At 39.8% G+C, this 13341-nt stretch carries 12 protein-coding genes; 8 read left to right on the forward strand and 4 right to left on the reverse strand.

The window, feature by feature from the left end; genetic code table 11:
- Positions 1-1149, reverse strand: a complete 1149-nt coding sequence (locus ACFSR6_RS20975; protein ID WP_379082627.1) for a DNA polymerase III subunit — start codon at positions 1147-1149, stop codon at positions 1-3.
- A 312-nt stretch (positions 1150-1461) separates the two neighbouring features.
- On the opposite strand from ACFSR6_RS20975, the gene ruvX reads away from it, so the two are divergent.
- The 7 genes from ruvX to ACFSR6_RS21010 all read left to right on the forward strand — a co-directional run bounded on the left by ruvX (position 1462) and on the right by ACFSR6_RS21010 (position 6401).
- Complete coding sequence (ruvX, locus tag ACFSR6_RS20980; RefSeq protein WP_343522651.1) at positions 1462-1878, forward strand: Holliday junction resolvase RuvX; 417 nt, start codon at positions 1462-1464, stop codon at positions 1876-1878.
- Between the two features lie 7 nt (positions 1879-1885).
- Positions 1886-2524 carry an O-methyltransferase gene (locus tag ACFSR6_RS20985; RefSeq protein WP_379082629.1) on the forward strand — a complete coding sequence of 213 codons (639 nt, stop codon included), beginning with the start codon at positions 1886-1888 and terminating at the stop codon, positions 2522-2524.
- 76 nt (positions 2525-2600) lie between these two features.
- Positions 2601-3278, forward strand: a complete 678-nt coding sequence (locus ACFSR6_RS20990; protein WP_379082631.1) for a glucosaminidase domain and LysM peptidoglycan-binding domain-containing protein — start codon at positions 2601-2603, stop codon at positions 3276-3278.
- A 58-nt stretch (positions 3279-3336) separates the two neighbouring features.
- On the forward strand, positions 3337-4179 hold the full coding sequence (locus tag ACFSR6_RS20995; protein ID WP_379082633.1) for a glucosaminidase domain-containing protein: 843 nt from the start codon (positions 3337-3339) through the stop codon (positions 4177-4179).
- 48 nt (positions 4180-4227) lie between these two features.
- Positions 4228-4980, forward strand: a complete 753-nt coding sequence (locus ACFSR6_RS21000; protein ID WP_379082635.1) for a hypothetical protein — start codon at positions 4228-4230, stop codon at positions 4978-4980.
- On the forward strand, positions 4977-5300 hold the full coding sequence (locus ACFSR6_RS21005; RefSeq protein WP_379082636.1) for a hypothetical protein: 324 nt from the start codon (positions 4977-4979) through the stop codon (positions 5298-5300). The genes ACFSR6_RS21000 and ACFSR6_RS21005 overlap by 4 nt, the downstream gene beginning before the upstream one ends.
- A 93-nt stretch (positions 5301-5393) precedes the next feature.
- Positions 5394-6401 carry a DUF3078 domain-containing protein gene (locus tag ACFSR6_RS21010; protein ID WP_379082638.1) on the forward strand — a complete coding sequence of 336 codons (1008 nt, stop codon included), beginning with the start codon at positions 5394-5396 and terminating at the stop codon, positions 6399-6401.
- Positions 6402-6403: 2 nt separating this feature from the next.
- Here ACFSR6_RS21010 and ACFSR6_RS21015 read toward each other — a convergent pair whose 3' ends face one another.
- Positions 6404-7138 (reverse strand): SIP domain-containing protein, encoded by a 735-nt coding sequence (locus tag ACFSR6_RS21015; protein ID WP_379082641.1) that lies wholly within the window; start codon positions 7136-7138, stop codon positions 6404-6406.
- Between the two features lie 93 nt (positions 7139-7231).
- Here ACFSR6_RS21015 and ACFSR6_RS21020 point away from each other — a divergent pair, with 93 nt between their 5' ends.
- Complete coding sequence (locus ACFSR6_RS21020) at positions 7232-8218, forward strand: helix-turn-helix domain-containing protein (RefSeq protein WP_379082643.1); 987 nt, start codon at positions 7232-7234, stop codon at positions 8216-8218.
- Positions 8219-8266: 48 nt separating this feature from the next.
- On the opposite strand, the gene ACFSR6_RS21025 is transcribed toward ACFSR6_RS21020, so the two are convergent.
- Positions 8267-10687 carry a DUF5916 domain-containing protein gene (locus ACFSR6_RS21025; protein ID WP_379082645.1) on the reverse strand — a complete coding sequence of 807 codons (2421 nt, stop codon included), beginning with the start codon at positions 10685-10687 and terminating at the stop codon, positions 8267-8269.
- A 116-nt stretch (positions 10688-10803) separates the two neighbouring features.
- Positions 10804-13131 (reverse strand): TonB-dependent receptor domain-containing protein, encoded by a 2328-nt coding sequence (locus tag ACFSR6_RS21030; RefSeq protein WP_379082648.1) that lies wholly within the window; start codon positions 13129-13131, stop codon positions 10804-10806.
- Positions 13132-13341 lie beyond the last annotated feature (210 nt).

The raw sequence follows: 13341 nt of genomic DNA on the forward strand, positions 1-13341 counted from the left end.
TTAATTATATATATATTGAGTCCCCGCAGGGAGCGTTTTAAACTTGATAATTTTTACCAATTGTAAAGATACATCTAAAAACAGAATTTTCGGGTTCGCGTTTCTTTCAATGTGATAATGTGCCCTTTCCAGTTCGCCGATTATGGCTTCTGCCATAGGCAATGTAAGTACGTGAGTACTCAGTTTTTTCGCCGTTTCGAAGGTAAGAGGGGGTAATTTTACCAATTCTTCGGCACCACTTAAAATTAAACAGCATTCGCGTAAATAATTTACGCCATATTTTAAAAAATTCTTCTGATTTTCTCTCCCCCACTTCGCCACCTCATCAGTAAACTCGATCAGATCGGGCACTTTATTGCCAAATCCCATCCGCAGCCAGGCTGTAAATGTACCCGAACTATCGCTCTGCGTATCTGCCGCCAAAGCTTTTGCCTCAATTAAATTTCCATCAGCCAAAAATGAATAATCTATGGCCTGGTTTTCAGTTAACCCACTGTTGTTTAATAAAAATCCCGTCACCTCTTCGGATGACAGTTTTGGGATCTTCACAATCTGTGTCCTGGATAAGATCGTATTTAAAATCTGATCCTGGCTTTGGGCAATTAAAATAAATAAAGTATTGGCAGGTGGTTCTTCGATTAATTTCAGCAGCGCATTGCCGGCTTTGTCCAAATATTCGGGCAGCCACATAATTAAAACCTTGGTTCCGGCCTCGAAAGCTTTAAAACTCAGTTTTTTAATAATATCATGGCACTCTGCTATGTTAATATTGGCCTGTTTATTGGCCGCATCGAGTTTAGAGCGCCAGATATCCATATCAAAATAAGGATCGCCCAATACCATATTGCGCCATTCATCCAGCACATCAACTGCAGTTTTCACGCTGGCTGAAGCAAAAAAAGGATAGGAAAAATGCAGATCGGGGTGAATTAAACGTTCATATTTCCTACAGCTTGAGCACTCCCCGCAACTGTCCGTTTCTCGCCTGTCCAGGCAATTAATGTACTGTGCGTAGGCAATAGCCAGTGGCAAAGCACCGGAACCTGCAGGCGATAAAAACAATTGTGCATGGCTAATGCGGTTTTCCTTAACCGTTTGCACCAATTGTTGCTTCACTCTTTCCTGTCCTATGATTTCTTTAAACTGCATTTGGTGCAAAATAAGAAATAGATATGAGATTCACAGCCTCGCCATTCTGAACTTGTTTCAGAAGCCGCATTTTTTAGATTAAAACGACATTTTAATTTTTAGAAAAGCAGGTTCCGGTAAGGCTTTTGCTGTGTTCCCTATTCCGCTATATCCCAAATTAAAGTAATTTAGGGATGCTGCTGCAATAGGATTTAGATTGGCGCTGAGAAAGCGTTTTTGCTTCAAAACCCATTTCCTAAAAAACCTTACCTTTGGGCTTTTAAAATTTAAAGATGGGTCGACACTTCACACCAAACGCCCAACGCTTAACTTATGGCCAGGATTTTAGCTTTTGATTACGGTACCAAACGCATCGGTATGGCGGTAACAGATCCTTTGCAGATTATTGCAACCGGTCTGGATACGGTGCACCCCAAAGATGTGATCGAGTACCTCAAAAAATACCTGCTTAAAGAGCAGGTTGAAGCTTTTGTTATTGGCGATCCCAAACAAATGGACGGCACGCCTTCCGATTCGGCACAACATGTAAAAGGTTTTGCCACACTTTTAAAAAAATCGTTCCCCGATATTCCACGGCATTGGGTTGATGAGCGTTTCACCTCCAAAATGGCACATGAAGCCATTATGCAAAGCGGATTGAAAAAGCACGACCGGCGGGACAAGGAAAGGGTAGATACCATTGCCGCAACCATCATTTTACAATATTTTATGGAAAGTAACCGTTTATAACCAACAAATGAGCCTGATAAACGACGATTTACAAGATTTACTGCTAACCTATTGCGAGCCTGAAAGTGACCTGCTGCAGCATATCGACCGCGAAACCAACCTGAAAGTTTTAATGCCACGCATGCTTTCCGGCCACTATCAGGGCCGGGTACTTAGCCTGCTGAGTAAAATGGTTTCGCCCAAAAGGATTTTAGAAATCGGCACTTTTACCGGTTATGCTACCCTTTGCCTCGCCGAAGGCTTAACCCCTGACGGAATTTTATACACATTGGATATTAATGTAGAACTGGAAGATATGGTGCGCAGCAATTTTGCGAAATCAGCCTATAACAGCCAGATTAAGTACATTTTAGGTGATGCCAGCACTACTTTAAATGATTTGGATGATGTTTTCGACCTCGTTTTTATCGATGCTGATAAGAAAAACAACGGCACGTATTACGACCTTATTTTTGAGCGCGTGCGTCCGGGAGGGATAATTATTGTGGATAATGTGTTATGGAGTGGAAAAGTACTTCAGGAGAAACAAGACAAAGACACTAGAAATATTACTAGTTTTAATGATAAAATCGCTGCAGATGAACGCGTTGAGAAATTAATATTACCCGTTAGGGATGGTTTGTTTGTGATCAGGAAGAAAGCTTAATATAGTGGTTAATCGGTTAACTGTTTTAATCGGTTAATCGTGCAGTTAACCAATTAAACAATTTGTATAGTTAACCATGACTAAAAAAATCTTAATTTTTTGTCTGTTCCTTTTAAAAGGAATTGCTGTAAAAGCACAGGATACAGACGAATATATTGCAGAACATGTAGAATATGCACAGGGTTTAATGCGCGATCACAAAATTCCGGCAAGCATTATCTTAGCGGTTGCCATACACGAATCGGCTTCTGGAAACAGTAAAATTGCACAACACCTTAACAATCATTTCGGGATAAAAGGGCCCAATAATAGTGCAGAAATCCGTTCTTCATACCGTGATTATTTAAATGCCGACGAGTCTTACAGTCATTTTGTAGAAATCATGGAAACCCGCGAGCCCTTCAATAACCTTTTTAAAAAATATGATCAATACGATTATAGGGGTTGGGCTTATGGCATCAGGAGCTGTGGTTATGCCCGTAGCAGGACGTGGGCCAACCAGGTAATCGGGCTCATCAAAAAATATGAGCTTTACCAATATGATGAAAGACCCGAAGGCTATGAAGAACCGGTTTATGCTTCGCCGGCAAGCCGCCATAGCAGGAGCAAAAGAATAACAAAAACTTATACCGTAAAATCTGGAGATAACCTCAGTATTATTGCCAAAAAGAAAGGTACAACAGTTAAAAAACTAATGCAGAAAAACGGCATTAAAAAAGCAAATTTAAAACCAGGACAAAAGTTGAAGTTCTGAGACTAGTGTAGTTTGCAGTTCACAATTAACCAGTTAACCGATTAACAATTAACCCTATATGCGTTCATACCATCATTACCTTCTAATCGCAGCTGTCCTTGTTTTTTTAAGCTCATGTGGCACCAGAAAATTTTCGAGAAACAATAAACAGATTGAAAAAGAAGCCAATAAAGCAAACAACAACAATTACAAAAGCTATAATACTTTAAGTTATATCGACGAATTTAAAGGCGTGGCAATAGAAGAAATGAACGCCTATGGCATACCGGCAAGCATTACGCTGGCGCAGGGGATTTTGGAATCGGGCAGCGGAAATAGCGATCTGGCCAAGTATGCCAACAACCACTTCGGTATTAAGTGTACATCAGATTGGAAAGGAAAAAACTATTTCCGTGACGATGACCAAAAAAACGACTGTTTCAGGGTTTATAAAGATGCCCGCGAATCGTTCAGGGATCATTCTGATTTTCTAAAACGCAAACGCTACAGTTTTCTTTTCCAGCTGGATAAAAACGACTATAAAAGTTGGGCACAGGGCTTAAAAACGGCAGGATACGCCACTAACCCCAAATATCCTGATCTGCTGATCAGTACCATCGAGAAATACCAGCTTTATAAATATGATCAACCTGAAAGTGAAAAACAGAAGATTGCAAGAGAAGACCGCGTTTTTACCGAAATCAACCAGAATATCCCTCAGGAAAAAGCAAAATTTACACCGGTTGATACACCTCCCCCTGGTGCAAAACCCGTTGTTGCCGATGGTACTTATACCGTTGTTAAAGGCGATACTTTATATAATATTTCAAAGCGTTTTAACTTAACAGTCGATCAGTTAAAAATGCTGAACGGAATAACTACAGACGGGATTAAATTAGGTCAGGTACTTAAGGTTAAATAATGTTAAGTAGAAACATTGCCTGCCAGATATTTGTAGTTTTGTAGCCTAATGAGATTTATTTTCACCTTTATTCTTCTTACGGGGCTCTCTAAGCTGTTATATGCACAAACAAAACCTGTGCAGGGAATTGTTATTGAAAAAGAAACCAAACAACGCCTGGCCAAGGTTTATATTTACAATATCCGCACCGGCGATGGATTATATAACAATACAAAAGGAGAGTTTAGCACCTTTGCCATTCCGGGCGATACTTTGGTTGCCGCTTTATCGGGCTATGGGGTAGATACGATGGTATTTAAGGGGCAAACCGCGATGTATTTTCAGCTTAAAACACTAGGGATCAGGTTGCGCGATGTGGTAATCCAGCAGAAAAGGTTAACCCCGCAGCAGCTTTATGAAAAAAATGTGCAGGAATACCGTTATCAAACCATGAAAGGAAGCAGCAAAGATTTATTAAACCTTGGCAATGGTGGGGTAGGTTTGGGTATCGATGCCATTTACAACCTGTTGAGCCGTCAGGGAAGAAATGCCCGTCACCTGCAAAAAATCCTCGAAAAAGATTACCGTGAAGATTTGATCGATTACCGTTTCAACGCCAACCTGGTGCGGCAGGTATTGGGCATACAAGGCGATGAACTGACCGATTTTATGCAGCAGTACCGTCCAACTTACCAGTTTGTGCTCGATGCGACAGATTATTCTTTCAACCAGTTTATCCGGAATGCTTATAAAAGTTACAAGTTAAACCCGAAGGCACTGCAATTACCTAAACTGCCCAAAATAACCATCGATAAACTGTGAGAACACCGATTATCATCATAAAAAAACTTCCGGCGGCCGGTATGGCTATATTCCCTTTTATATTGCTAAAATCGGAAAGGTTTAAAAATGATATGGAAATGATTAACCACGAAAAAATCCACCTGCGCCAGCAATTAGAACTGCTTGTTTTCCCCTTTTACATCTTCTATTTTTTTAACTACCTCATCAACCTTTTCAGATACCAAAACCACGACAGGGCCTATCGCAACATTATTTTTGAAAAAGAAGCCTACGATCATGAAACCGATCTTAATTACCTCAAAAACGGACATTGGTATGGATGGATAGGAAAGATCTAACAGTATTATCTTCAGCACCATTTCTATTGTCAATCTGGTAATCATTTTGTTAAATGCTTTTTATCTCTAAAATTTTTCTTTTTCTTTGTAACAATGAAGAACTGTTTAGCTGCCATCATCCTGATTCTAACTTTCTGCTCTAACCAATTACATGCACAGGAGATTGATACTATTCCGATCAATACCAAAAACATGAACATTAAGTTAAAACGCAGCCCGCTGCCGAGCAGGCAGGGTCCGTTAAACTTTGAGCCTGTAAAAATCAAACCTTTGGTAGTTAATGCAAAAATCAATTACTGGAAAACCAAAACCAGTATTGGCGTAAATGTTAACCAGGCACAGTTTAGCAATAACTGGAAAGGCGGGGGTACCAACTCGGTAGCTGTTGGCGGTTTGGTTAACTGGAAAGCAGAATATAGCAAAAACAGTTATAGTTATGTTAGCGAAGTGGTTTTACAGTATGGAAAAATCAAAAACAAAGACCAGCTGCAAAAGAAAACCAACGACCGTATTTTTTGGGATAACAAGGGCTCTTTTCAATTATCGAAAAGCTGGTTCTTCTTTGGATCTGTGAGTTTCGAATCGCAATTTGACAAAGGTTTCAGGTATTACAGAGATGGAAACGGGGACGAACAGCAGGTTCTGATTTCCAAATTTATGGCCCCGGGTTACTTAACTGAATCAATCGGTTTTGAGTATAAACCTGTTAAGTACTTCTCTACTCGAATTGGTACAGGTACCGCTAGGCAGACTTTTGTACTCGATACCGCAGTTTACGAAAAAGGTAAAACTCAAGCATACGCGGTAGACAAAGGCAAAAAAATCAAAAATGAACTGGCTTTTCAGATTGTAAGTGCAATTGATAAAGATATTTTTACCAATACTAACCTAAAAGCGAGGTATGCCATGTTTATACCTTATGAAGATTTTAAGCCGAGTAAAATTGACCACAGGCTGGATATTGCACTAACGGCAAAAATCAACCGCTTTATGAACACAAGCTTAACGGGTGTATTGTTGTTCGATACCGATATGGATACGAATAAAATACAGGCGAATCAAACTTTAGCACTGGGTTTTGGTTTTACTTTCCCAAGGTAGCTTTAACCACCGCCAACTTTCCCGATTTCCCAATAGGCCATAGTAACAATCTGCCTGAAGCTTACGCCCCTTTGTTTGAGGTAGCGTTTAAACTGCTGTACCGATTTTGCCCTTCCGGTTAAATAAAACGTTGCATTTTGCCACATCTTCCAGCAAAGGGGATGCATATTGTCCATCCAGGTGATGGCATTTTTTGCTGGAGCATTCAAATCTGATGGCACTACATCAATTAATAGGTTCAGGTGATTAACCGAATCAAAGTTTTCTTCCTGCAATTCCAATATGCCAAAATATTCTACCTCCTCATCAACTGCTTTTTTCCCTAACGATTCGTAAAGCCCCATGCTGGTTTCATCGCCAAAGAAGAAATGCTGGTTGGATGCTTCGTTGTATTTTACCCTTGCACAGTCGGCGATCAGTTCTAAATGATCTCCTTTTTGAATATTGGCTGCAAAATTATACCCTGGCCCCTGCTGGTTTAAATAAAAAATAACCTCGCAGGTATCTTTTGCCTGATCAAAAGCCGATAAAGTATAATGGCGGTAGTCGTTGGCATTTACCTTAAAAAGTACCGAGTTTCCCGGTATAAATCCGGCATTAAAAAAATCGCCTCTAAAGGTAACGCACTTTAAGTTGCTGCTTAACATTTTGATTTCTGCAACTTCTACATGAAATGTTTTATTGCTGATTACGGTTTCCATTGTATTGTTCAGCCATGAAGGTGATTTAGGCATCATATTCTTTTGTTTAGTAACTTTGAACAAAATTAATTGTCTAATAAACCGGTCTTTTTATATTAAAAGGATTAAAGTTTATATCAAAAGGATTTTATGGCCTTAAACATTTACGATAACGATAATAAATACTATGTTGTAGGAAGTAAGTTCGACATTTCTCAGTTTAATCAGCCAATGGTAACTGAAAAGAGGGAAAAATACAGTTTTCCTTTTGGCGATGCAGAAATTGTACAGATCGCTTTTTCGGGTATTTTCATTGTTTATGGCGATGTGATGGTAAGACAGAGCCGCCTTCGCGTTAAATCCTTTGATGAACCGGATATGGTTGAGCTGCATTTTTCGCTTACGGGCGGCGGCATTATGGAAAACTACCTCACCAACAAGCGCCTGGATATTAAAGCTAATCAGCATAACATTATTTACAGTCCGGACTTTGACGGCACGGCCGAATTTGATACCCGCAACCAGCACAAATTTTTTGAGATAAATTTCGAAAGGTCGCGTTTTATTGACCTAACAAGCGAAAGCAGCATACTGTTAAAGAATTTTGCAGAAAATATCATGAATGGCCGTTCGGTAGAAATTTCATCAGAAAACCTGCCCATTACCCTCGCCATGCATAGCTGCATTAATGATATTATGAACTGTCATTTTACAGGTGGCTTAAAATTATTGTTTCTTCAGTCTAAATGCCTGGAATTACTGGCTTTACAAGCCCAGGCTTTTGAAGAAGCAGCAAAAAAAACAGAGCGACCCGCACTAAAGGCTTACGATAAGGAAAGGATTTATTATGCCCGCGAATACCTGCTGGCCAATGCAAACCATCCGCCTTCTTTAGCTGAACTGGCAAAAATCGCTGGCATAAACGAGTTTAAATTAAAGCATGGTTTTAAGGAAGTATTTAAAAATACTGTTTTTGGCTATCTAAGTGATTATAAACTCATGAAAGCCAAAGAATTATTAGCTGATAACAGTAAAGACATCAAAAACATTTCAGACGAACTGGGTTATTCTTCGGTACAGCATTTCAGTACTGCTTTTAGCAAAAAATTTGGGGTAAGCCCAGGCAAAGCGAGGTAAATTAGTTAGGAGTACAAAATTTGGTGTTCCTTTTTCCCTGGCCATGAATTAAATCCTCTTTCTTTTTTTCTTCAGGTCAAGATAATCTACATAATACAGAACCTTAACCGAAAGGCTATTATTTTGCGGAGAATTTAAAATATTCCCCAGGTTTTTACCATAACGCTGTGTATAAAAAGTATCATAGGTCTCTGCAGCATCCTTGTAAGAAACAGAAAGTGTGCTCCCTGGGGCAAACTGCCAGGTATAAATTAAATCGATATTGAATACATTATAATTTCTATCCAATCCACTTAATGGCGCCCCGGCATAATCTGTTAAATTGCCATCAGGTTTAAGTATAAAAAATTCTTTGTTCCTTCTGTCGCTCCAATAATGCCTCAAAACCACCGTAACCCCCATTAAATTCGTAAAAGTGTATTTCGCATCAAAAGAGTTTTCAACCGTCCGGCGGTCGTATTTAGAAAAGATGGCCTTATCGCCCTGCGCTGTTACCCAGTTTACGTAATTGTAACTGGGATTAAAGTTTAAATCCAGTCCAAACGCCACTTTATCATTCAGCCTCAGGTTCTGGAAAAAGTAAAAATTATACATTTTCCCTTTAAAAAGCTCCTGTTCAAAAAAGCGGATATTTCCGCCAAAATTATAGGCTTTGGCACGGTTAGGGTTAATATACAAGCTTATACCATAATTTTCTGGAGCATGGTAAAGCTGCCCGTTCCGTGCTTCGTAAAAGTCGTTGCTTTTTCTATCCCAGCTTACATCCAGCTCTGCCGACCATAGGTTTTTAAACCTGACCCAGTAACCACCATTAAGACCCGTTTTCTGGTAAGCCGCCGGAATCGCCCTGCGCGAATAGGTTAAATTAAACCAGCTTTCAAATTGGTTATACCATTTACCGGGTTTATATACATTATACCCAACACCAATCCGCTGATCTAAAAAATTGTTATTGGTAAAAAATCCTAAATCAGACGGATCGAATTTGTTATCGGCGTATACCTGGTTATAACTCCATGTAAAATTGCCGCTCTGTTTTCCAAACCGAAAGGTATAGCTATACCCTGTGCTGGTTTCTTCGCCTCGTAAATAGCTCATTTTAGCACCACCATTTACAAAGTATCTATTGCTTTTGTTATTTAAATTAAAAAGCAGCGCACTTACATTGGCATCGTAGGCACTCCCTTGCCTTAATACGTTGGTATTAATAAAAGTAGCCGAACTGTTGTTTTTTAACGATTGATCGAAAACCAGGATGTTGTAATTGGTAAGCGGTTGGGTTTCTATCAGGCGGGTATTGCCCTGCGCATCTTCCACTTCAGTTTCCATACTATTGGTAACTGCATTAAAAATCCCGATGCCCAGACCTTTTGCCGTCCGACCCGAAATTTTAGTGGCATTTAATACCTTGGCCTCTTTCTGATCTTTTATAATTTTATCGTTACCCACCCCGCTGTAATCGTAATAAGATGGAATGGAACCGATGCGTTTCGAATAAAACAGGTCACCTTTGTTGAAAAGCTCTGTTCCTTCGGTAAAAAACTGACGGTTTTCGTTAAATTTTACTTCAAAAGGGGTAAGGTTAAGGATCCTGTTATCTGATTGTACCTGACCGAAATCTGGTACCAACGTCATGTCGAGGGTGAAGCTGTTGTTGATCCCGTACTTCACATCCATACCACCATTAAACCTCGAGGTGGTGTTTTTTACCCCAGGCAAATTAACGGGATAATGATTGATATAACCTGAAATATAGGGCGAAAAAGATAACCTTAAAGGCGGTTTAATGTCTTTTATTCCCATCCAGAGCCCTTCCTGATTAATAAAGCCATTTACTTTAGGATCAACAAAATTCCAAAAAGTCTGCGTGTTGCTGCGTTGTATCCTGCGGCTAAAGTTCAATCCCCAGTTTTGCACATCTTTACCCGAAAAACGTAAAGCCGAATAAGGGATTTTCATTTCACAGGTCCAGCCTTTATCATCTATTTTAACTGCACTTTCCCATACGGCGTTCCAGTTAGGGTCTTCATCACCTACCTGCGAGTATTTGGCATCAAACTGCACCCCAGCGGCCGTAACAAAAAAGCCGTTGCCATTCATTTTATCGTAAAAAGGATCAACAATAATCGAAATAAAATCAGCGTTACCTATGTCATCCCTCGAAACCAGCTCGTGCAAAACACTGTCGGGATGATCGTACATACGGGCGTAAACATAAATGGCAACGTCATCATAAAGTACCTTCATTTCGGTACGGCGGTCTTTGGTTTCTACCTTGCCGGGATTTGGCCTGATCTGAATAAAATCAGTCGCAATGGGAACATTAATCCAGCACTCATCATCCAAAACACCATCAATTTTGGGTACTTGTATTGTTCTTTTAGCATCCAGTTGTTTTTGTTTTGAAATATCCTGAGCTTGAGAAAAAGCACAAATAAATATGAAAAAAAGGAGGATACAGCGTTTCATTCGTTTAGGTTGATTACCTATAAGACTATATCTGCAATAAAATGTTGCACCAAAAGAAAAAATTTAATTGCCAGCCTGTTATGTTTATACACCATTGTGTATTATTAATAGGTTTGTTAGTTGGCTCTTTGTGTTTCTCTAAAATTAACTTGTTTTTGGTTTCCCTTTACTTTCGATTTGCCAAAAGTGTAGGTGAAATTTAGATTAAAAGAACGGGTATCGTAATAGGTGCTGCCATATTGAACTGCATCGGCAAAGTACAACCTATTCCGCTCTAAATCGCCTTTCAAAATATCGTTGATAGAAGCATTGATCTGAAATTTATCTTCGGCAAACGTAACCCTTGCGCCTGCCGAAAGTACATACCTGCCTTGGTTGTACATATTGCCTTGTCTTGAAGATAAAGACTGCCTGAAATTGACGAAGGCCGAAGTCTGCCTGCTGGTTTTAAACGTATTACTGGTGCTGTAATAGAAGGCCGATCCGTTTTGCGTAAGTACCTGGGGGAGGATCGACTCAGCGCTTGAAAAGCTGTAAGAAGCGTAACTGCTGTTTTCCCACCAAGGAAAGATTTTTTGGTTGAGGCTTACCGTTAATCCCACATTGTATTGGGTAAGGTAATTGTATGCATTTACGACCTTAAAGGCATCTTTAACCTCTACAACATAACCAGATCCATTAACCAGTTTTTGGCCATAAGCAGTAAATGACAAATTGCCCCGCAAGTACGACAATTCTATACTATGATTATAGGAGGGTTTTAAAAATGGATTTCCCGTATAGTAGGTGTATGGATTAGAATAAAATTTGGCCGGATTAATCGCCCTTAAACTTGGCCTGTTGATCCGCTTTGAATAGTTAATAGAAAAGGTGTTTTTGGTGTTTGGTTTATAACTAAGATAAATTGTGGGAAAAAGTTTGCCATATTCAGATTTACTTCGCAAATCTATGGTTGGAGAATAGCCATCAACCAAGGTATATTCATAGCGTAGTCCGGCTTTTGCAGTCCATTTTTTGCTCAGATTTTTTTCCAGGCTGATATAACCAGCCATGTTTTTTTCGTTGTACTCGAACTGATTGCTTTTTAAAGGATCTACCTGGAGTACATTCTGAATAAAATTGGCATAAGCCATCTCCGCGTTATTATCAAAATTAATAAACTTTAAGCCTGTTTCAATCGAGGCCCATTTGTAGGGCAATACCAGATCTGCTTGTGCCGACCATACATTGTTCTTGATAGCATTAAAATTCCGCACACGGTAGGTTTGGCCGGTTTGATCTGAGCTGGTTTGAAAGTTATTGGTAATTTCTGGCTGTGTTGCAAAAAAGTTGAAACCCGTGCTCAGTTTTTTTCCTAAACTATCCAGTTTCTGGTCGTAATAAAGACTAAATGTCTGATTGAGGTTCGGGTTTTCATTGTACGAAACCGTACGAAGTACCGAATCGGTCAGGCCCTTGGTCTGGTAAACCGTTAAGTTGTCAATATCCATATCTGAGCTGGTTTTGCCCAAATCGTAAATCAGGCCCAGGTTTGCCTTTTTGCCCACCTTATAATCCAGGCTCAAATTTACACCCACACCATCGGAAATAGTTTTCCTCGGATCGCTGCTCAAAATAGAATTTACACCAATGTTATTGGTCTGCTCTTCAATATGTGATAAACGGTGGTATTGCCTCAGCTTTACAGAGCTACTCAGTTTTTGAGATTGATAATTAAGGTTAAGGTTATTGGCATAAGATGAATAGGTATTTTGCACAAACGAAGGACTAAAATTGCCACTCCAGCCCAGGTTCGGGTTGCTTTTAACCACAATGTTAATCAGTCCGCTGTTGCCTTGGGCCTCGTATTTAGCAGGAGGCGTGGTAATTACCTCTATTTTTTCGATATCGTCTGATCTCAGCGATTTAAGGTAATTAATCAGGTCGTTACCACGAAGCTGTATCATCCGCTCGTTGATCATTACCGCCACACCACCTTTTCCTATAAGAGAAATTCCACTCTCGTCAACCCGTACCATAGGCGTTAATGCCAGGGCCTGGGTAAGATCGGTACCTTTTGCCGCGATTGAATTTTCGAGGTTAAAGACTATTCTGTCTATCTTTCTTTCTATTAATGGCCTGCTTCCTTTTACAGTTACCTCCTTGAGCCTGCCAGCGCTGCTGCTCAATATTAAGGCAGGCACCATAAAATCGGCATAAAGAACCTCAAAACTTGCGGTTTTTGCGCTTTCGTAGCCTAAATAAGAGGCTAAAACTGTGTATTTTCCTGGTTTGATGTTTTGAAATTCGAATATTCCCTGCTGATTGCTGTACCGGGTGCCTATGACAGCCGAATCAGGCAGCTGAACCAGTGTTACCGATGCATAATTCAGGCCTTTTTGTTTATTGTTTTCTATAACTTTACCGCTAACCTTAAAGGTCTGGGCCCTTGTTAATAGCGCCATTAACATTAAAATAAGGCACAGGGAAGTATTCAAAATTATTTTCATTTGTATATGTTCGGTTTAAATAAGGGACAGCCTTTCAAAGTGAATGTTGCATTGCTCTCAAATTAAGCGGTCATGTGGAGGCAGAAAAGATTGAAACAGATGGCTGAAATACAGCCCCTGTGAAAACCAAACCACTCATTTTCAAAAAAAGATTTTTGACTTTGG

It is taken from the genome of Pedobacter vanadiisoli, assembly GCF_042684385.1.
Taxonomy (GTDB): domain Bacteria; phylum Bacteroidota; class Bacteroidia; order Sphingobacteriales; family Sphingobacteriaceae; genus Pedobacter; species Pedobacter vanadiisoli.

Coding starts and splice junctions, on each gene's coding strand:
- ACFSR6_RS20975 (WP_379082627.1), bottom strand. CDS start 1,149: ATGCAGTTTAAAGAAATCATAGGACAGGAAAGAGTGAAGCAACAATTG.
- ruvX (WP_343522651.1), top strand. CDS start 1,462: ATGGCCAGGATTTTAGCTTTTGATTACGGTACCAAACGCATCGGTATG.
- ACFSR6_RS20985 (WP_379082629.1), top strand. CDS start 1,886: ATGAGCCTGATAAACGACGATTTACAAGATTTACTGCTAACCTATTGC.
- ACFSR6_RS20990 (WP_379082631.1), top strand. CDS start 2,601: ATGACTAAAAAAATCTTAATTTTTTGTCTGTTCCTTTTAAAAGGAATT.
- ACFSR6_RS20995 (WP_379082633.1), top strand. CDS start 3,337: ATGCGTTCATACCATCATTACCTTCTAATCGCAGCTGTCCTTGTTTTT.
- ACFSR6_RS21000 (WP_379082635.1), top strand. CDS start 4,228: ATGAGATTTATTTTCACCTTTATTCTTCTTACGGGGCTCTCTAAGCTG.
- ACFSR6_RS21010 (WP_379082638.1), top strand. CDS start 5,394: ATGAAGAACTGTTTAGCTGCCATCATCCTGATTCTAACTTTCTGCTCT.
- ACFSR6_RS21015 (WP_379082641.1), bottom strand. CDS start 7,138: ATGATGCCTAAATCACCTTCATGGCTGAACAATACAATGGAAACCGTA.
- ACFSR6_RS21020 (WP_379082643.1), top strand. CDS start 7,232: ATGGCCTTAAACATTTACGATAACGATAATAAATACTATGTTGTAGGA.
- ACFSR6_RS21025 (WP_379082645.1), bottom strand. CDS start 10,687: ATGAAACGCTGTATCCTCCTTTTTTTCATATTTATTTGTGCTTTTTCT.
- ACFSR6_RS21030 (WP_379082648.1), bottom strand. CDS start 13,131: ATGGCGCTATTAACAAGGGCCCAGACCTTTAAGGTTAGCGGTAAAGTT.